Source organism: Kineosporiaceae bacterium, from assembly GCA_016713225.1.
Lineage (GTDB): Bacteria > Actinomycetota > Actinomycetes > Actinomycetales > Kineosporiaceae > JADJPO01.
Genome location: JADJPO010000011.1, coordinates 137,465 through 155,613, shown reverse-complemented (window position 1 = coordinate 155,613; position 18,149 = coordinate 137,465). Strand labels below are relative to the sequence as shown.

Below are 18,149 nucleotides of genomic sequence, written 5' to 3'. Positions count from 1 at the left end.
ATGTGCGTTCTTTCGACACCTCAGTTGTCCCGCTGCCGCGGTAGTACCGGCCATCGCACCATGGTTCTAGAACCTGATGGGTCACGCAATGCGCCACCGAGGTGTCACGCAGTGCGCCCTACTGGTGGTGATCAGGCAATCGGTGCACATCCGATACATCGGATGTGCACCGATTGCCTGATCACCGAGGTCAGGTCTGCTCGGCCTGCATCTCGATCGCCCCGCAGGGGCACTCGTGCATGCACAGGCTGCAGCCCTTGCAGTAGTCCAGATCGATCTCGTAGGTGGCGTTGGCGGCCACCTTGATCACGGCGTTGTCCGGGCAGACCCCGTAGCAGTTGTCGCAGCCGAAGCAGTTACCGCACGACATGCAGCGTCGAGCCTCGAACAGCGCACTCCCGGCGTCCAGGCCACCGACCACCTCGTCGAACGTCGCGCGCCGGCGAACCGCGTCCAGCGTGGGCCGCACGGTCTTGGGTGCGTCGGCGTAGTACCAGTTGTTGAGCCGGTCCAGCGTGGCCAGCGGCTTGCGTGGCCCCGGGTCGTACGTCGTGCCGCGCAGGTAGGCGTCCATGTGCCGGGCGGCCTTCTTGCCGTGGCCCACCGCGACGGTCACCGTGCGCTCGCTGGGCACCATGTCGCCGCCGGCGAAGATGCCGGGGGCACCGGTCATCAGGTTGGTGCCCACCTGCACCACCCCGTCGGTCACGTCCAGACCGGGCACGTTCTGCAGCAGCCCCAGGTCGACGTCCTGGCCCAGGGCCAGCACCAGCGTGTCGGCCTCGAGCTCCTCGGTCTCGCCGGTGGGCTGGGGGAAGCCGGATTCGTCGAGTTCCATCTTCTCGACGACGAGCTTGCCCTCCTCGGCCCGCTTCACGGTCGAGAGCCAGCGCATCATGACGCCCTCTTCGAGGGCCTCCTCGACCTCGATGTCGTGGGCCGGCATCCGGTCACGGGTGCGGCGGTAGACCACGATCGCGTCGGTGGCGCCGAGTCGCTTGGCCGTCCGCGCGGCGTCCATCGCGGTGTTGCCACCGCCATAGATCACCACGCGGCGTCCCAGGTAGGGCTTGTCCTCGCCCTCCATCGAGCGCAGCAGGCTGACCGCGTCCAGGATGTGGGTGCTCTCGCCGGCCGGGATGTAGGCCCGCTTGCCGATGTGGGCACCCACCGCGAGGAAGGCCGCATCGAACCCGGGCGACCCGTCGCCGCCGGACAACTCGGCCTGCAGGTCCTCGACCTTGTGATTCAGGGTCAGGACGACGCCCATGCCCGTGATGCGGGCGACCTCGGCCTCGAGGACCTCGCGGGGCAGGCGGTACTTCGGGATGCCGAAGCGCATCATGCCGCCGGCCAACGGACCGGCCTCGCGGATCTCGACCTCGTGGCCCATGCGGCGCAGGTGGTACGCGGCGCTCAGACCGGACGGCCCGGCACCGACCACGAGCACCCGCTTGCCGGTGGTGGTGGTCGGCGGCTCGATGGTCCAGCCGCGCTCGATCGCCAGGTCGCCCAGGAAGCGCTCGACGCCGTTGATGCCGACCGCCTCGTCCACCCCGGCCCGATTGCAGGAGGTCTCACACGGGTGATAGCAGACCCGGCCCATCACGCCGGGCAGCGGGTTGTCCTGCATGATCTGACGCCACGCGGCCTCGTAGCCGTTGCCGCCCTTGGCGTCGTCCGGGTTGTCGGCGACGTCACCGGACTCGGCGGCGTACAACCACTTCTGAATGTTCTCCCCGGCCGGGCAGGCGTCGTTGCAGGGTGGCATCCGGTCGACGTAGACCGGGCGTTCGGTGCGCCACGAGCCGGTGCGGTTGGCCAGGCTGGAACCGGTGTCCAGGGTGATCGCGAACGGCTTCTCCATGATCAGGCCTCACCCTCGTCGGAATCCAACAGCCCGTAGCGGGCGATGTTCTTGTCGGCCTGGGCCTGGAGCCGATCGATCACGTCCTCGCGGACGGCGGGCGAGAAGAGGTGCGCGTAACGCTTCTGCATGCGCAGGTAGTCCTCCACCGGGATCCTCCGGCGGATCTTCGCCGACCCGGTGACCTCGCCGCCCTCGGCCTCGAACACGGGGAACAACCCGCTCTGGGTGGCGGCGCGCGCCACCTGCACGGTGAGGCCCGCAGCGCTGCCCCAACCCAGCGGGCAGGGCACCAGGACATGGATGTAGCGGGCGCCGTGCATGCCCATCGCCTTGTGCACCTTGTACTCCAGATCGCGCAGATCAGCGACAGTCGCCGTGGCCACGTACGGGATCTCGTGGGCCATGGCGATCCGGGGCACGTTCTTGCCCTGCCCGAACGGGGCGCCGGGGTCGCTGCCGACGGCCTGAGTGGTCATGGTGCGGGCCGCCGGTGGGGTGGCGCCGCTGCGCTGCACCCCGGTGTTCATGTAGGCCTCGTTGTCGTAGCAGATGTAGAGCACGTCGTCGTTGCGCTCGAACATGCCCGACAGGCACCCGAATCCGATGTCGACGGTTCCGCCGTCGCCGCCCTGGGCCACCACGCGCACACTGGGTTTGCCGTCGCCGATGCCCCGGGCCAGGTCCTTGGCGGCGCGGACCTTCAGCGCCGCGGAAACCCCGGTGGCCACGGCGGGGGCATTGCCGAACAGCGAGTGCAGCCAGGGGATCTGCCAGGAGGTCTCGGGGTACGGGGTCGAGAACACCTCGAGACATCCGGTGGCGTTGACCGCCACCATCTGCCCGTCCGTGGCGTGCATCGCGGCGTCCATGGCATACCGGGCGCCCAGGGCCTCACCACATCCCTGGCAGGCGCGGTGGCCGGAGGTGAGCGCGTTGGCCCGCTCCGAGGTCGACTGCACCGAACGCTGTTCGGCCTCGACCAGCCGGTTGCCGATCGCAAAACTGCCGACCTGGTAGAACTTCACCTGCTGTTGGATCTGCGGCACGGTCATGTCGTCTCTCCTCGCCCTTCGTGCATCTCAGACCGGTCCGGCCGCGACGGTTCCGATGTCCCGCAGGATGTTCTCCGCCTCGGGTCCGGAGCGGCGGCGTTCCTGCTGCCGGCCGAGCTCGCGGTTGACGACATCCCAGTTCATGTCCAGGAAGGTCAGGGGTTCGAGCTCGTCGGCGCGGGACTGGGCCAGCATCTCGTGCAGCGACGATCGGGTGATCGGGCGGCCGCCGAGGCCGGCGATGACCGTCGTCGTCGGGATGTCCAGCCCGGCCAGTGCGGTGCGGACGTTCGACGAGACCGGCCCGCCGATCCCTACCGAGAGAGCCTTTTCGACCACCACGACGCGGCGGGCACCGGCCAGTGCCTCACGGACGGCGTCCAGCGGGAAGGGGCGGAACGAGCCGATGCCGAGCGCGCCCACCGAGACACCTCGCTCGCGTTCGGCGTCGACGACGTCCTCGATGGTGCCGAGCACCGAGCCGAGGGCCACCACGATGGTCTCGGCATCCTCGCACCGGTAGGGATGAACCAGGCCACCGCTGTCGCGACCGAACACCCCGGCGAACTCTGCCGCGATCCGCGGGATGAGTTCCAGGGCCTGCATCTGCTTGGCGTGGGCCAGGTAGCGCACCTCGGTGAAGGCCTCGGGGCCGACCATGGCACCGATCGAGACCGGGTCGGCCGGATCGAGCACCTGGCGCGGTTCGAACGGCGGCAGGAAGGCGTCGACATCGGCCTGTTCGGGGATGTCGACCCGCTCCACCGCGTGCGTCAGGATGAACCCGTCCATGCAGACCATGACCGGGATCGAGAGCTCCTCGGCCAGCCGGAATCCCTGCACGTGCAGGTCCGCGGCCTCCTGGTTGGTGCGGGCGTACAGCTGGATCCAGCCCGAGTCACGCTGCGACATCGCGTCACTGTGGTCGTTCCAGATGTTGATGGGCGCACCGATCGCCCGGTTGGCCACCGTCATGACGATCGGCAGCCCGAGCCCTGAGGCGTTGTAGACCGCCTCGACCATGAACAGCAGGCCCTGGCTCGCGGTGGCGGTGTAGGTGCGTGCGCCGGAGGCCGACGAGCCGATCGCCACCGACATGGCGGCGAACTCGCTCTCGACGTTGACGTACTCGCACGGTGTCAGTTGCCCGCTCTTCACCAACTGCGAGAGGGCCTCGACGATGTGGGTCTGCGGTGAGATCGGATAGGCGCAGATGACGTCGGGACGGCACGCGGCCACCGCCTCGGCGACAGCCCGGGACCCCTCAACCTGCCGGAACATGCGCCAGCTCCCTCACTTCGTTCGTGACGTGGTCGTAGGCCAGGTGCGCCGCCTCGACATTGCGTTCGCCCATCTCACCGGGGAAGGTGTGCCGGATCGCGTCGGCCACGGATTGGAACGAGATCAGCTCCGACAGGGCCGCGAACCCACCGAGCAGAGCCGCATTCGGCATCGGCCGGCCCACGGTCTGCCGGGCGAACTCGCCGGCCGGCACGGTCAGCAACCGGGTGTGATCGTGATGGGACCACAGGTCGGTCAGGCCCAGGTCGGCGAACTCCCGCTTGGAGTTGATCAGGACGTAACCGTCCGGCGCCAAGCCGCTGAAGACGTCGACCTGGTGGAGCAGGGTGGGGTCCTGGATGATCAGTGCATCCGGCTGCATCACCGGTTCGCGCAGTCTGATCTCACGGTCATCGATGCGGGCGAAGCTGACCACAGGGGCGCCGGTGCGTTCGGAGCCGAAGCTCGGAAACGCTTGGGCGAAGCGCCCTTCGTCGAATGCGGCCAGACTCAACATCTCCGCAGCGGTGACCACGCCTTGGCCGCCTCGGCCGTGGATGCGCACCTGGAACATGAATCGGCAGTCCTTCCAGCCGGGAACGGTGGATGACGTGCAGCGTGCCATGCGCGCGCACCAACCGCCCGGAGCAAGGACCCCCCGCGCAGGTCGAGCAGGGAACGAGCGCCAAGGAGCGCGAGCATCGAGTTGATTGGACCGTATGCGGGTCACACGGGGTGAACGTGGGTCGTTCGTCCCTGTACCTTCGCGGCATACATCCCGAATCGACAAGCGGCTCAGATCGAGCCGGTGGGCACCTCGTCGCCGCCGGATCGTGAGCGCAACAACCGGCGCAGCGATTCCAGCCGGCCCTCGCCCGCAGGTCCGGCACCGCCGTGGGCGACGAAGGCGTCCAGGCCGCACTCCGGCTCGTCGTGGCTGCATCCCCGCGGACACTCCCGGGTCCCCACCGCCAGGTCGGGGAAGGCCCGCACGATCCGGTCGTGGTCGACGTGGGCCAGTCCGAACGAGCGCACCCCGGGGGTGTCGATCACCCAGCCCCCCTGGGGCAGCGCCAGGGCCAAGGCGGACGTCGAGGTGTGCCGGCCGCGCCCCGTGACGTCGTTGACCCGGCCCACCGCCCGGTCGGCGCCGGGTACCAAGGCGTTCACCAACGTGGACTTGCCCACCCCGGAGTGCCCGATGAACACGGTGACCTTCTGGCGTACGGCCTGCCGGACGTCGTTCAGCCCGGTGATCTCGGCCGAACCGCGGGTGCGGGAGGTGATCACGTACGGGACGTCGAGTGGCGCGTAGGCGGCCAGGAAGTCCTCGGCGGGAGCCAGATCGGCCTTGGTCAGGATCAGCAACGGGCTCAGACCGGCGTCGTAGGCGGCGACCAGGCACCGGTCGACCATGCGGGGCCGGGGCTCCGGATCGGCCAACGCCGTGACCACGGCCAGTTGGTCGGCGTTGGCCACGACCACCCGCTCCACCGGGTCGGTGTCGTCCGCACTGCGCCGCAGGGCCGATTCGCGAGGCTCCACCCGCACGATGCGCGCCAGTGAGCCGGTCTCGCCACTGACATCGCCGACCAGGGCCACCCGGTCGCCGACCACGATGGCCGAGCGCCCGAGTTCGCGGGCCTTCATGGCCGTCACCGGCCGGGGGGTGGCCGCCAGCAGCGCCTCGGTATCCGGACCTGCATCCGGACCTGCATCCGGGTCCAGCAACAGACAGGTGTACCTGCCGCGGTCGACGGTCACCACCCAGGCCGGGGTGGCGTCGGAGTGCCCGGGCCGTTCCTTGCTGCGTGGCCTGGTTCCGCGGCGGTTGGGGCGAACCCGGACGTCGCTCTCGTCCAGGTCCCGTCGGCGCCGCGCCACAGCCATCCGGTCAGCCGGCGCTGTCGGCGCTGTCGGCGCTGTCGGCGGCGAGCATGCCGGACCACAGCGTGGTGAAGCCGGGCAGGGTCTTGCCCGTGGTCTCGACGTCCTCGACCAGGATCCCGGGCACGCGCAGCCCGAGCACCGCGCCCGCGGTCGCCATGCGGTGGTCGGCATAGGTGGTGAACACCCCGCCGTGCAGCGGGGCGGGCACGATCACCAGTCCGTCGGTGGTCTCGGTGACGTTGCCGCCCAGTTTGGTGATCTCGGTGCGCAGGGCCGCCAGCCGATCGGTCTCGTGACCGCGTACATGGGCCAGACCCCGCAGGTGCGAGGGGGTCTCGGCCAGTGCGGCCAGGGCTGCCACGATCGTGGCGATCTCGCTGGCATCGTGCAGGTCGACGTCGATGCCATAGAGCTCACCGGTACCACGCACGGTCAGCCCACCGGGGTGGAGGCTGACGTCGGCGCCCATGGCGTCCAGCAGGTCGCGCATCGCGTCGCCGGCCTGGGTGGTCGACTGCGGCCAGTGGGGGATGTGCACCTGGCCGCCGGTGACCAGCGCCGCGGCGATGAAGGGTGCCGCGTTGGACAGGTCGGGTTCGACCTGGACGTCGAGCGCGCCGATCGGCCCGGGTTCCACCCGCCAGGTGGCGTGCTGGTGGTCAGCGGCGCTGTCGTCGACCACCACTCCGGCGTCGCGCAGCACCTCGACGGTCATGCTGACGTGGGGCTGGCTGGGGATCGGTGGCCCGACATGGCGCAGCGTCAGCCCCTGGGCGAACCGCGGCGCGGCGAGCAACAGGGCCGAGACGAACTGACTGGACGCCGAGGCGTCGATCTCGATCGTGCCGCCGCGCACCGCGCCATCGCCGAACACCCGCAGCGGGAGGTGGTCACCGGCGGCGGCCTCGACCTCGACCCCCAGGTCGCGCAGGGCGCGGATCACGGCCGCCATCGGCCGCTCGCGGGCGCGCGGGTCGCCGTCCAGTTCGACGACACCCTTGGCGAGGGCGGCCACCGGCGGCAAGAACCGCATCACGGTGCCGGCCAGGCCGCAGTCGATCCGAGCGGGGCCGTGCAAGGGGGCGGGCTCCACCTGCCAGTCGTCCACCGTGACAACGGCTCCGGCGAATCCGGTGGCGGGCAGGTCGCCGATGCTGGGGCCGAGAGCGGTCAACGCCTGGGCCATGAGCAGGGTGTCGCGCGAGCGCAGTGGTGCCCGTAGCCGTGAGGGACCCTCGGCGAGCGCGGTCAACACCAGGTAGCGGTTGGTGAGCGATTTCGACCCCGGCAGGCTCACGGTGGCATGAACCGGCCCGGTGGCGGTGGGGGCGGCCCAGGTCGGCATGCTCATGGGCACGAGGTTAGTCGGCCCGATGGCCGACCGGAGGCTGCGCGGGCGCCGGACGACGCAGGTAGGCGTTCGTCGTCGCCGTCACGCCGAGTACCAGGGCCGTGAGCCGGGGTGCCCGGCCGAGGGCCAGCAGCCCTCCGGCGCCGGCCTGGATCACCCCCGTGGCCCGCACCACCAGCTCGGGGTCGGGCCGGCGACCCCCGGGGACGGCGAGACGCGTGGTGAGCCCGCGCAGGCGGTGCGCCGGATTCATCGGGTGCAGGAAGATGTCCAGTCCGGAGCCGACGAAGCCGGCGGCGAGGACGAGACGGGCGACACGGCGGGGACGTCGGCGCGGGCGGGACACCCCCCATGCCTATCGCGAGTGGGCTGCCCTGCGCGATCTGCGCGATCTGGCAGTCTGGTTCGGGTGTGCGGACGCTACGCCTCCTCCCGTCGTCCCGAAGACCTGGTGGAGGACTTCGAGATCGAGTTCCTGACCGGTCCCGGCCCGGGGGAGGACCCCACCGCGGCCGAGCCCGACTTCAACGTCGCGCCGACCAAGGCGGCCGTGGTGGTGCTGGAGCGCCGGCCGCGGGGTGAGCTGTTGTCGGCCGAGTCCACTGCCGAGCCGGTCGAGCCGGTCGAGCCCGCTGAGCCGGCCGAACCGATCGAGCTGCCTGAGCCCGTCGAGCCGGCTGAGCCCGTCGAGCCGGATCCGGTGCGCTGGCTGCGCCTGCTGACCTGGGGTCTGGTGCCGTCGTGGGCCAAGGACCGCTCCGTGGGCAGCCGCATGATCAACGCTCGGTCCGAGACGTTGCTGGACCGGACCCACAAGAGGGCGGCACTGACCCGGCGCTGTCTGGTGCCGGCCGACGGTTGGTACGAGTGGCAGGCCAGCCCCACCGAGCGCGACCGTCGCGGCAAGCCCCGCAAGCAACCGTTCTACCTGCACCCGGTGTGGGGCGGCCCGATCGCCTTCGCGGGCATCTACGAGTTCTGGCGAGACCCCGGGGTTCACGCCGACGACCCGGGGGCCTGGCTGACCACCTTCGCGGTGATCACCACGGACGCTGAGCCGCCGTTACGGTCGATCCACGACCGGATGCCCCTGGTGCTACCGACCGAGCGGTGGGATGCCTGGCTCGACCCGCAGGTGCAGGACGCGGACGCCGTCCGCGCCCTGCTCGCGCCACCGCCGGCCGGTCGGTTCACCGCCACAGCGGTCACCACCCGGGTCAATGCCGCGGCCAACAACGGGCCGGAGCTGATCGAGCCGGCCCCGCTGGAGAGCCTGCACGGCGTGATCGACCCGGTGACCGGAGAACTGATCGGCGGCGGCGATGCCCTCTTCTGACCCGCTGGTGCGCGAGATCGAGACCCCGCTCGGCCCGGCCCGGATCACGGTGCACCCCGCGCAGGTCGCCACGGCCGCGGCAGTGCGCGGCACGGTGGTCCTGGGGCACGGCGCCGGTGGTGGCATCGGGGCGCCCGACCTGGTGGCCGTGACCGCGGCCACCTGCGCGGCGGGGTGGCGCGTCGTCCTGGTGGAGCAGCCCTGGCGGGTCGCCGGACGCAAGGTCGCGGCGCCGCCGCCCCGGTTGGACGTGGCCTGGCTGGTCGTCGTCCGGGCGTTGGGTCTGGCCTCGACCGCGCTGGACGCCGCGCCGCCGGGTGAGCTGCTGGTGCTCGGCGGGCGCAGTGCCGGGGCGAGGGTGGCGTGCCGGACGGCCGCCGAGCTGGGGGCGGACGGTGTGCTGGCGCTGGCCTTCCCGCTGCACCCGCCGGGCCGCCCCGACCGCAGCCGTGCCGGCGAACTGGCGTCGGCCGGGGTGGCCACGCTCGTGATTCAGGGCCGCCGCGACGCCTTCGGCACCCCCGACGAGGTCGCGGTCGCCGTCCCCGGGGTGCAGGTGCACTCCGTGGACGGCGACCACGGTCTCAAGGCCGACCCGGACGGCGTGGCGAACGCTGCCGTGAGCTGGCTCGATGCGCTCAGCCGGCGAGCTGGTCGGCCGGCGGGGCGGTGATCGGGGCGACGGCCTTGTTCCAGTCGTACAGGGCGTAGCGCACGGTCTTGTCGGAGGTCGCGACCAGGCGGGGGAAGGCCGGTCCCGCGGTGGCGACGTAGATGCTGCCGCCCTTGGCGCCGGGCTGGTAGAGCCGCACCGTGGGGGTGCCACCCATCGTGCCGCCATCGGTGCGGCGGCTCACCGTGAGCGAGCCGATCAGCTTGGCCCAGCTCGAGATCACCGTGATCGGCACGATCTGCTTGTACTGCGCCTGAGTGCGGGGGACCCTGATCCACGTGCCGTACAGGGCGCCGCCCGGCGCGAAGTCCGGACCACCGAATCGGGCGTCGGGCTGCAGGTAGATCGTGTTACCGACCCGGATCAGCTGGGCCGTGGCCTTCTTCTTGACCAGGCGGATCCACCCCTTGGCGCCGTTGGGGGCGATCACCATGTCGAAGGAGATCCGGCCCAGGCCCGGGTCGATGTCGTAGCCGGCGGCGTGCACCGTGCGGGCCTTGGCGGCAACCCCGGCGGAGATCTTCTTGATCTGGGTCGCGCTCTTGCCCGGGAAGGGTTGCCTGGCCGCGGCGGGTGCGGTCACCAGTGCGGCCGGGGTCGCCGGGGCGGCCGGGGTCGCCGGGGCGGCCGGGGCGACGCGGGTGGCAGCGGTGGCCGGGGCGGCGAGCAGACCGGCGGACAACGCGGCGGACAGCGCGGCGGACAGCAGGACTCCACCGGCGGCGGACAGGCCGCGGCGACGGGAGGACGGCATGACGGGATTCCCCTCGAGAGTTGGGCCGGGTATCGGCAGGGTGCAAACGGCACCAAGTGCCGAGAAGCGACCATATGCCCTTCTCGCCACCGGAGATCATCTCCGAGAGGATCTCCGACGGTGAGTCGGGGTGAGGAATGCCTGCGGACGAGTCGTCGTTGCGAGCACCAGCAGGTACGGCCGTGCGAGTGGAGGGGGTCCCGGGTGCTGGTGAGCGTGGCCGGCGCGAGGTGTCCGGAAGTCAGTTCCGGCCCGTCGCACGACATTGCCCAGGGCGGCTCGGGGCTCTCGATGACCACCCCGGGCATCGGGCGGCTAGGCTCGGCCGCGATGAGTGAGGATCCCGGTCAGGCCGAGACCCGACGCGCCCCACGGGGCGAGTCGGCCGAAGAGCGTGTGGCGCGCTTCGAGCGTGACGCGCTGCAGTACATCGACCAGCTCTACTCGGCTGCCCTGCGGATGACCCGAAACCCCGCGGACGCCGAGGATCTGGTGCAGGAGAGCTACGCCAAGGCGTTCGGCTCCTTCCACCAGTACGAGCCCGGCACCAACCTGAAGGCCTGGCTGTATCGCATCCTGACCAACGCCTACATCAACACCTACCGCAAGAAGCAGCGCGAGCCGAAGCAGTCCGCCGCCGAGGAGGTCGAGGACTGGCAGCTCGCCCGCGCCGAGTCGCACACGTCGTCCGGGTTGCGATCGGCCGAGGCCGAGGCGCTCGACCGGTTGCCCGACAGTGACGTCAAGGACGCGCTGCAGCGGATCCCGGAGGAGTTCCGGATCGCTGTCTATCTCGCTGATGTCGAGGGGTTCGCGTACAAGGAGATCGCGGAGATCATGGGTACGCCGATCGGTACGGTCATGTCCCGGTTGCACCGGGGGCGGCGTCAACTGCGAGAGCTGTTGACCGACTACGCGCGCGAACGCGGCCTGGTGGCCGCTGGCAACGGCACCACCGGGACGACCGCCGGCGGTGCGTCGTGAGCTGTGGCAACCCGCACGAGACCGACTGCCGCGAGGTGCTGGAGCGGGTCTATGAGTTCCTCGACGGCGAGATGACCGACCACGACGTGGCCAAGATCCGCCAGCACCTGGACGAGTGCAGTCCCTGCCTGACCCAGTACGACCTCGATCTGATGCTCAAGGCGCTGGTGCGCCGCAGCTGTGTCTGTGAGACCGCCCCGGATTCGTTGCGGTCACGGATCATGGTGCAGATCACCGAGGTGCGACTCCAGCTGGAGGGCTGATCCCCGCAGGTCGTGGGCCGGCCCTCCAGCTGTGAGGCGCGGACGTCAGCTGTTGGGACGACGTCCGTGGTTGGCAGCGCTGCCCTTACGGGCGCGACGGCGGCGGGCACGACGGCTCATCGCAGCTCTCCTCGGTGGGGGTGATCGCGGGCGGGGTGCCCGTGATCTGCTCGCGTCATCCTCGCACAGCAGGTCTGGGCCTCGGCTCAAGCAGCACCTCGCCCCGACCGATGGTCTGGGACGTGAGCGAGATCGTCCCCCAGCCCGAGCCGCACCGGGTAGGACCGTACCTGAGGGCCTTGTCCGAACTCCTGGGATCCGACCTGCACTGCAAGGTCGGGTCACCGCCGCGGGTTCGCATCGACGGGCGACTGCGGCGCCTCGATGCCCCGGTACTCGCGCCCGAGGACACTCAGGCGATGCTGGATGAGATCATCCGGCCAGACCAGCGGGAACAGTTCGAGCAGACCAACGAGGCCGACTTCGCCTACGCCATCGCGAAGATCGGTCGCTTCCGGGTGAATGCCTTCCGGTCGCGGGGGTCGGTCGGGCTGGTCTTCCGGCGGGTGGCGGTCGGCGCCGTCCCGCTCGAGCAGCTGGGTATGCCCGAGGCGGTCAGCGCGCTCGCCCTTGAGCCGCGGGGTCTGGTGCTGGTCACCGGCCCTACCGGCTCGGGCAAGACCACGACGTTGTCGAGCATGGTCGACCTGATCAACCGGAACCGTGAGGTGCACGTCGTCACCATCGAGGACCCGATCGAGGTGCTGCACGAGGACAAGCTCGCGATGATCAATCAGCGCGAGATCTCGGTCGACACCTTCGATTTCAGCCGGGCGATGCGGGCCGCGATGCGTCAGGACCCTGACGTGATCCTGGTCGGCGAGATGCGTGACCAGGAGACGGTCAAGGCCGCCCTGGCCGCCGCCGAGACCGGTCACTTCGTGATGTCCACCCTGCACACGACCGACGCCCGCGAGACCGTGACGCGGATCATCGACTTCTTCCCACCGCACGACCAGCGCCAACTGCGCCTGACCCTGGCCGGCGTCCTGCGCGGGGTGATCTGCCAGCGGCTGGTGCCGCGGGCGGACGGCAAGGGGCGGTGCGTGGCGGCCGAGATCTGTGTGAACACCGGCCGGATCACCGAGGCGATCATCGACCCGGACAAGACCCAGAGCATCGAGGCCCTCGTCGCCGACGGGGCGTTCTATGGCATGCAGACCTTCGATCAGCATCTGATCGCGCTGCTGCGCGATGGCGTGATCACGCTGAACGACGCCATCTCGGCCTCGAGCAGCCCGCACGATCTACAGGTCGAGTTGCGCCGTCAGGGGTTGGTGGCCTGAGCCGGCGGCACACCCCGGCCCGATCTCGGGCCTAGTCTGGGGCGATGCCCGAGGCGAACCTGACCTTCCTGGTCACCGACCAGGACACCGCCGCCGCGTTGGGCAGCGGGGATGTCGCGGTGCTGGCGACCCCGCGGTTGCTCGCGTGGTGTGAGGCGGCCACCTGTGTGGCCGTCGCATCGCTGATCGAGGACCCAGAGCTGCGGACCAGCGTCGGCACGCGGGTCGCGCTGGACCATCTGGTGGCGACGCCGGTGGGTGAGCGGGTGCACGTGCACGCCGTGGTGGCCGACAGCGACGGGCGCCGGATCGATCTCATCGTCTCGGCCACCGACGATGCCGGCCGCTTGCTGGCGACCGGCGAGGTCCGCCGGGCCGTCGTCGTCCGGGAGAGATTCCCCAGCTGACCCCCAACCACCCCCCACAACCTCACCGTGATCATGCAATCCGTGCACGTTTCGTGCACGGATTGCATGATCACGGTGAGGTTGTGGGGGTGAGAGGTTGTCGGGGTGGGGTGGGGTGGGTGGGGTCACAGGCAGGGGCGGGGGTTCTCCCGCTCCCAGGGGTGGTCGCGCAGATCGCGTGACTCGGCGCCGTACCGCAGTGCGAGCAGCGGGAGTGCGACGAACAGGATGAGGAACAGCAGGAGGAGTGTCATGGCAGAAAGTCTGCGCTGATCGTTCTTCTGCCACGAGTGGCATGAAAGCCATCATGCGTAGACTTTCTGCCAATTGCGGCGCAGACTGTGGGCATGCCCCAGCGCTCGACTCTTCCCCGCCTCGAGCGGGTGGCCGTGGTCGTGGACGACGGCGTCTCGCCCTTCGAGTTCGCGGTCGCCTGTGAGGTGTTCGGCATCGATCGGTCGGAGGACGGGCTGCCGGTCTTCGACTTCCGGATCTGCTCGCCGCGGCCCGGCCCGGTGGCCTCACCCGTCGGGTTCGATCTCGCCGTGCCCCACCGGCTCGATGCCCTGGCCGCGGCAGATCTCATCGTGGTGCCCGCCATGGGGGTCGACTATCGACCGCCCGTGGAGCTGGTGGATCGGCTACGCGCGGCGGCGGATCGTGGGGCGTTGATCGCCAGCTTGTGCTCGGGTGCCTTCGTGCTGGGGTGGGCCGGTCTGCTCGACGGACGCCGGGCCACGACACACTGGCGCCACGCAGACGAGTTGGCTGCGCAGTTCCCCTCGGTGCACCTGGTGCCGGACGTGTTGTTCGTTCAGGACGGGCCGATCTTCACCAGCGCCGGGACGGCGGCGGGCATCGATCTGTGCCTGCATCTGCTGCGGACCTGCCACGGCGTGGGCGTGGCCAATGCCATCGCGCGGCGCATGGTGGTGCCGCCGCAGCGGGACGGCGGGCAGGCCCAGTTCGTGGAGACGCCGGTCCGAGCGGCGACGGGCATCGGGCTGGCCCCGGTTCTCGATTGGGCTGCCCGGCACCTGGATCAAGACCTGTCCGTGGCCGTGCTGGCCGAGCGGGCCGCGATGAGTCAACGGACCTTCGCTCGGCGCTTTCGCGACGAGACCGGTACCACGCCCCACACCTGGGTGTTGTCCCAGCGGGTGGCTCTGGCCGAGCAACTGCTCGAAGCGGGGGACCTGACGGTCGAGCAGATCGCCGAGCGGGCCGGGTTCGGCTCGGCGGCGATGCTGCGGCACCACTTCCGGCGGGCGCGGGCGACGGCTCCGATGGCCTATCGCCGGGCATTCGGCCCGGTCAGGGCGAGCTGACGCCACATGCACCGGGCGTGCGCACCGGCCGGTCCGGTCGATGCGCCATCGACGCGCCGGCGAGCGGTCGGTCAGCGCAGCAGCAGGGAGCCCTTGACGCGCTCGGTCTCGGGGCGGCGGGTGTCGGTGCCCAGGAAGGGCGCCAGGGCGGAGAAGGCGAACAGGGTTGCGATCACGACGAGTTCCATGAATTCATCCTACAACCCAACGATCCCATGAACCAACGCATTGAGCCGTGATGCTCGGCACGTCCGAAACCCCTCATGCCCCCCACTCACCCCTCCGTGATCATGCAATCCGTGCACGTTTCGTGCATCGATTGCATGATCACGGGCGGTTTGTGCACGGATTGCATGATCACGGAGGGGTGAGCGGGGTCAGATGCCGAAGGTCTTGCGGGGGTAGGCGGCTGCCGGATCGGTGATCACGTTGACGAGGTACGGCACCGGCGAGGCGAGCCCTCGACGCAGGGCCTGGCCGAGCTGGGCCGGGTCGGTCACGCACTCGCCGTCACCGCCCAGCGCCCTGACCACCTCGTCGTAGCGGGTGCCGGGGGCCAGATCGGCGGCCACGTCGTAGCCGTAGAGCATCTGCATCGGCTGCTTCTCGAGCCCCCAGACCCCGTTGTTGCCGACCACCATGAGCACCGGCATCCGGTGGCGTACCAGGGTGTCGACGTCCATCAGCGAGAACCCGGTGGCTCCATCACCCATCAGCACCACGATCTGGGCCGAGGGGCGTGCCAGTCGTGCGCCGAGCGCGTAACCCATCGCCGTGCCCAGGCACCCGAAGGGTCCGGGGTCGAGCCAGCAGCCGGCGGTGGGCAGTTCGACGAAACGGCCCGCGAACGAGACGAAGTCGCCGCCGTCGCCGATCACCACGGCGTCCGGCTCGAGCACCGAACGCAGCTCGCCATAGATGCGGGCCGGGTGGATCGGGTCGGACGCCGCGGTGAGCAGCGGTTCGTCCGTCGCCACGGCCGCCAGGTGCCCGGCTCGCAGCCGTGCCGCCCACTCGGCGACATCGCGCTGCAGACCCGTCACCGACAGCCGCTCACGCAGACCGTCGAGCGCCGTGGCCAGGTCACCCGCGACCCCGGCCACGGGGTGCACGTGGGTGGCCAGACCGGCGGCGCTGTCGACGATGTGCACCACCAGGGTGGTGCCACTGCCGAAGCTGCCATAGCCCAACCTGAAGTCCAGTGGCGTGCCCACCACGATCACCAGGTCGGCCTCGCCGAAGGCGATCGAGCGCGCCCGCGTGACCAGCAGGGCGTCGTCCGGCCCGATCACGCCGCGCCCCATGCCGTTGGTGATCGCGGGGAGCCCGAGGTCGCGGACCAGCCCTGCGGCAGCGAGTTCGGCGCCGTCGGCCCAGACATCCGAACCGAGCACCATCACCGGGCGGTGTGCCGCGGCGATCGCCGCTGCCGCGGCGTCCAGGGTCTCGCCGTCGATCGGCTCGGGGACACTCGGTGCAGGGCGGGCAATGGTGGCGGTGACCGAGCCGAACAGGTGGTCCATGGCCATGTCGAGGAAGACCGGGCCGCGGTGGGCGCTCGCGGCCAGCCGCAGCGCGTCGTCCATCTCGGTGGCAATGGTCTCGGGGCCGGCGACCGTGGCGGCGCGCTTGGTCACCGGACCCAGCAGTGCCGGGTGGTCGAGTTCCTGCAGGCTGCCGGTGCCCCAACGGAAGGCCGGTGCCCGCCCGCCGAAGACCACCAGCGGTGATCCGTTGTGGTGGGCCTGAGCGATGGCGCTGATCCCGTTGGTCACCCCCGGGCCTGCAGTGAGTACTGCCAGCCCCGGACGACGCGTCAGCTTGCCCATCGCCTCCGCGGCGAAGACCGCGGTCTGCTCGTGCCGGACGTCGTAGATCGGCAGCGGCGGCTCGGCCTTCACGGCGCCGTCGTACAGCGGAAAGACGTGGGCGCCGGACAGCGTGAACATCGCCTGGACGCCGTGTGCCTGGGCCACGGCCACCGCCACGGCGCCGGCGTGTCCCTCGATCACCCGCGAAGAGTCCGTCATGGCTGTGAAGGCTAAGGCCGGTACGGCAGACTCGGCAGCGTGAATCGCAGCGCGCCTGTGCTCGGAGCCTTGGTGGCTGCCCTGTTGTTCGCCGCGGGTAACAACCTGCAACGTCATGCGGCGGCGGCCGATGCCCATGCCGACGCCGGGCCGGTCCGGCTCTTCCTGCGTCTGCTGATCACCCCTCGCTGGCTGCTGGGCGGGCTGTTGGCCGTTGTTGCCCTGTTCTTTCATGCGCGGGCGCTGACCCAGGGCGGGGTGATCCTGGTGCAGTCCGTGATCGCCTCGACGTTGGTGTTCGCGATCGGGATCGAGGCGGTGGTCGAACGGCGCCGGCTGCGTCCGGTCGAGCTGGTGGGCTCGATCGTGGTGGTAATGGGTATTGCACTGCTGGTCGGTATCGGCAAACCCGGTGTCTCCGAGGAGTTTCGCTCCGTCGTGAAGGCGGTGGCCGTGCTGGCGGTGGCCCTGATGATCGGGCTGGGCGCCCTGTGGCTGTCGCACCGGCGGCAGCGGGGACGGCGGACCGCGTTGCTGATGGGTGCGGCGGCCGGGGCATGCTTCGCCCTGGATGCGGTGTTCTTGCGCGCCGCGGCCGCGTCGCTGTCGCCGCTGGACCGACCGGTGCTGGTGCTGAACGGGTTCGGTTTCGCCGCGGCGTCGCTGCTGGGCAACCTGGTGGTGGCCAGGGCGTTTCAGAGTGCGCCGCTGCGGCACGTCCTTCCGGGGTTGGCGGCCGCCGAGCCGATCACGGCCTTCGCCTGTGGCCGATTGGTGTTCGGCGAACCGCTGCAGGGTGGCCTGGTCGGAGCGGTGGCGGTCACTGGCGGGCTGGCGCTGATGCTGGTCGGGGTGGTGCTGTGTGCCCAGGGTGCCCCGGAGCAGAAGCCGGTGATCGAGGCGGTTCCGACGACGGTGGCCTGACTCCCGGTTACCGCTCCCCGACGCGGGGAAGCCGGCCCACCCTGCTGGGATGGGCCGGCGTCCACGTCGGCTGGTGAACCTGGATCGGCTGGCGGATCAGGCCTTCTTGGTCTCCCAGAAGATCTCGGCGATCTCGTCGATCTTCGCCAGCAGCGCATCGGCGACGCCCTCGTCGAGGGAGCCCTTCGTGCCGCCGGCCCCGGCCAGCTTGGTGGCCTCGTTGAACAGGCCGTGCAGCTGCGGGTACTTCTCGAAGTGCGGCGCCTTGAAGTAGTCGGTCCAGAGCACCCACAGGTGGTGCTTGACCAGCTCGCTGCGCTCCTCCTTGACCGCCAGAGCGCGGGACCGGAAGGCCTCGTCGTCCGAGGCGTGGTACTTGGCGATCGTGGCCTTGATCGACTCGGCTTCGATCCTGGCCTGGGCGGGGTCGTACACGCCGCACGGCAGATCGCAGTGCGCGCTGACCTCGGTACGGACCAGCGCCTGCAAGAGACGCGTGAGCATCTCGTCACTTCCCTTCGTCGCGGGGGGCGCCGACCGGCGGTTGCCCGGCTCGGCGCGTGCCTGGTGCTGCTCCGAAACCTACCGGCGGACCGGGGCATGCGCACCAGCGCCCCGGGCGCGACACGGAACCCACCAAATATCTGCAATGAGTAATCA

The 18,149-nt window shown here is 70.4% G+C and carries 18 protein-coding genes; 8 read left to right on the top strand and 10 right to left on the bottom strand.

Annotated features, from left to right (window positions below):
- Positions 1-190: 190 nt before the first annotated feature.
- The 7 genes from IPK24_23415 to IPK24_23385 form a co-directional block, all read right to left on the bottom strand.
- On the bottom strand, positions 191-1,867 hold the full coding sequence (locus IPK24_23415) for an NAD(P)-binding protein (protein MBK8078414.1): 1,677 nt from the start codon (positions 1,865-1,867) through the stop codon (positions 191-193).
- Between the two features lie 2 nt (positions 1,868-1,869).
- A complete protein-coding gene (locus IPK24_23410) occupies positions 1,870-2,922 on the bottom strand; it encodes a pyruvate ferredoxin oxidoreductase (protein MBK8078413.1) in 1,053 nt (350 codons plus the stop codon).
- A 27-nt stretch (positions 2,923-2,949) separates the two neighbouring features.
- Positions 2,950-4,203 carry a pyruvate ferredoxin oxidoreductase gene (porA, locus tag IPK24_23405; protein MBK8078412.1) on the bottom strand — a complete coding sequence of 418 codons (1,254 nt, stop codon included), beginning with the start codon at positions 4,201-4,203 and terminating at the stop codon, positions 2,950-2,952.
- Positions 4,187-4,777 (bottom strand): 2-oxoacid:acceptor oxidoreductase family protein, encoded by a 591-nt coding sequence (locus IPK24_23400; GenBank protein ID MBK8078411.1) that lies wholly within the window; start codon positions 4,775-4,777, stop codon positions 4,187-4,189. Before IPK24_23400 ends, porA begins: the two co-directional genes overlap by 17 nt.
- A 221-nt stretch (positions 4,778-4,998) precedes the next feature.
- The gene (gene rsgA, locus IPK24_23395) at positions 4,999-6,093 is read right to left on the bottom strand and encodes a ribosome small subunit-dependent GTPase A (protein MBK8078410.1); all 1,095 of its coding nucleotides are present in this window, start codon (positions 6,091-6,093) and stop codon (positions 4,999-5,001) included.
- A 4-nt stretch (positions 6,094-6,097) separates the two neighbouring features.
- Positions 6,098-7,438 (bottom strand): 3-phosphoshikimate 1-carboxyvinyltransferase, encoded by a 1,341-nt coding sequence (gene aroA, locus IPK24_23390; protein MBK8078409.1) that lies wholly within the window; start codon positions 7,436-7,438, stop codon positions 6,098-6,100.
- A 16-nt stretch (positions 7,439-7,454) separates the two neighbouring features.
- On the bottom strand, positions 7,455-7,790 hold the full coding sequence (locus IPK24_23385) for a DoxX family membrane protein (GenBank protein MBK8078408.1): 336 nt from the start codon (positions 7,788-7,790) through the stop codon (positions 7,455-7,457).
- A 63-nt stretch (positions 7,791-7,853) separates the two neighbouring features.
- Between IPK24_23385 and IPK24_23380 the strand changes: the two genes are divergently transcribed.
- Both IPK24_23380 and IPK24_23375 read left to right on the top strand, forming a co-directional pair.
- The gene (locus IPK24_23380; GenBank protein ID MBK8078407.1) at positions 7,854-8,780 is read left to right on the top strand and encodes an SOS response-associated peptidase; all 927 of its coding nucleotides are present in this window, start codon (positions 7,854-7,856) and stop codon (positions 8,778-8,780) included.
- Positions 8,767-9,453, top strand: a complete 687-nt coding sequence (locus IPK24_23375) for a hypothetical protein (protein MBK8078406.1) — start codon at positions 8,767-8,769, stop codon at positions 9,451-9,453. Before IPK24_23380 ends, IPK24_23375 begins: the two co-directional genes overlap by 14 nt.
- On the opposite strand, the gene IPK24_23370 is transcribed toward IPK24_23375, so the two are convergent.
- On the bottom strand, positions 9,419-10,207 hold the full coding sequence (locus IPK24_23370) for a hypothetical protein (protein MBK8078405.1): 789 nt from the start codon (positions 10,205-10,207) through the stop codon (positions 9,419-9,421). The genes IPK24_23375 and IPK24_23370 overlap by 35 nt on opposite strands.
- A gap of 330 nt (positions 10,208-10,537) precedes the next feature.
- Here IPK24_23370 and IPK24_23365 point away from each other — a divergent pair, with 330 nt between their 5' ends.
- From IPK24_23365 to IPK24_23345, 5 genes are all read left to right on the top strand, one after another.
- Positions 10,538-11,191 (top strand): sigma-70 family RNA polymerase sigma factor, encoded by a 654-nt coding sequence (locus tag IPK24_23365; protein ID MBK8078404.1) that lies wholly within the window; start codon positions 10,538-10,540, stop codon positions 11,189-11,191.
- Positions 11,188-11,454 (top strand): mycothiol system anti-sigma-R factor, encoded by a 267-nt coding sequence (gene rsrA / locus IPK24_23360; GenBank protein ID MBK8078403.1) that lies wholly within the window; start codon positions 11,188-11,190, stop codon positions 11,452-11,454. The genes IPK24_23365 and rsrA overlap by 4 nt, the downstream gene beginning before the upstream one ends.
- A 230-nt stretch (positions 11,455-11,684) precedes the next feature.
- Positions 11,685-12,800 (top strand): PilT/PilU family type 4a pilus ATPase, encoded by a 1,116-nt coding sequence (locus IPK24_23355; GenBank protein MBK8078402.1) that lies wholly within the window; start codon positions 11,685-11,687, stop codon positions 12,798-12,800.
- A 44-nt stretch (positions 12,801-12,844) separates the two neighbouring features.
- Positions 12,845-13,207 (top strand): thioesterase, encoded by a 363-nt coding sequence (locus IPK24_23350; GenBank protein MBK8078401.1) that lies wholly within the window; start codon positions 12,845-12,847, stop codon positions 13,205-13,207.
- Positions 13,208-13,554: 347 nt separating this feature from the next.
- Positions 13,555-14,535: a helix-turn-helix domain-containing protein gene (locus IPK24_23345; protein ID MBK8078400.1), complete on the top strand. Its 981-nt coding sequence runs from the start codon at positions 13,555-13,557 to the stop codon at positions 14,533-14,535.
- Between the two features lie 377 nt (positions 14,536-14,912).
- On the opposite strand, the gene IPK24_23340 is transcribed toward IPK24_23345, so the two are convergent.
- Entirely contained in the window at positions 14,913-16,565 is a 1,653-nt protein-coding gene (locus IPK24_23340) for an acetolactate synthase (GenBank protein ID MBK8078399.1), read from the bottom strand.
- A 39-nt stretch (positions 16,566-16,604) separates the two neighbouring features.
- Between IPK24_23340 and IPK24_23335 the strand changes: the two genes are divergently transcribed.
- The gene (locus IPK24_23335) at positions 16,605-17,489 is read left to right on the top strand and encodes a DMT family transporter (GenBank protein MBK8078398.1); all 885 of its coding nucleotides are present in this window, start codon (positions 16,605-16,607) and stop codon (positions 17,487-17,489) included.
- Between the two features lie 96 nt (positions 17,490-17,585).
- Here IPK24_23335 and sodN read toward each other — a convergent pair whose 3' ends face one another.
- Positions 17,586-17,993: a superoxide dismutase, Ni gene (sodN, locus tag IPK24_23330; GenBank protein ID MBK8078397.1), complete on the bottom strand. Its 408-nt coding sequence runs from the start codon at positions 17,991-17,993 to the stop codon at positions 17,586-17,588.
- Between the last annotated feature and the right edge of the window lie 156 nt (positions 17,994-18,149).

Bases quoted from the DNA above. Each gene is read 5' to 3' on its own strand.
- IPK24_23415 (MBK8078414.1), bottom strand. From the start codon at position 1,867: ATGGAGAAGCCGTTCGCGATCACCCTGGACACCGGTTCCAGCCTGGCC.
- IPK24_23410 (MBK8078413.1), bottom strand. From the start codon at position 2,922: ATGACCGTGCCGCAGATCCAACAGCAGGTGAAGTTCTACCAGGTCGGC.
- porA (MBK8078412.1), bottom strand. From the start codon at position 4,203: ATGTTCCGGCAGGTTGAGGGGTCCCGGGCTGTCGCCGAGGCGGTGGCC.
- IPK24_23400 (MBK8078411.1), bottom strand. From the start codon at position 4,777: ATGTTCCAGGTGCGCATCCACGGCCGAGGCGGCCAAGGCGTGGTCACC.
- rsgA (MBK8078410.1), bottom strand. From the start codon at position 6,093: ATGGCTGTGGCGCGGCGCCGACGGGACCTGGACGAGAGCGACGTCCGG.
- aroA (MBK8078409.1), bottom strand. From the start codon at position 7,438: ATGCCGACCTGGGCCGCCCCCACCGCCACCGGGCCGGTTCATGCCACC.
- IPK24_23375 (MBK8078406.1), top strand. From the start codon at position 8,767: ATGCCCTCTTCTGACCCGCTGGTGCGCGAGATCGAGACCCCGCTCGGC.
- IPK24_23370 (MBK8078405.1), bottom strand. From the start codon at position 10,207: ATGCCGTCCTCCCGTCGCCGCGGCCTGTCCGCCGCCGGTGGAGTCCTG.
- IPK24_23365 (MBK8078404.1), top strand. From the start codon at position 10,538: ATGAGTGAGGATCCCGGTCAGGCCGAGACCCGACGCGCCCCACGGGGC.
- IPK24_23355 (MBK8078402.1), top strand. From the start codon at position 11,685: ATGGTCTGGGACGTGAGCGAGATCGTCCCCCAGCCCGAGCCGCACCGG.
- IPK24_23350 (MBK8078401.1), top strand. From the start codon at position 12,845: ATGCCCGAGGCGAACCTGACCTTCCTGGTCACCGACCAGGACACCGCC.
- IPK24_23345 (MBK8078400.1), top strand. From the start codon at position 13,555: ATGCCCCAGCGCTCGACTCTTCCCCGCCTCGAGCGGGTGGCCGTGGTC.
- IPK24_23340 (MBK8078399.1), bottom strand. From the start codon at position 16,565: ATGACGGACTCTTCGCGGGTGATCGAGGGACACGCCGGCGCCGTGGCG.
- sodN (MBK8078397.1), bottom strand. From the start codon at position 17,993: ATGCTCACGCGTCTCTTGCAGGCGCTGGTCCGTACCGAGGTCAGCGCG.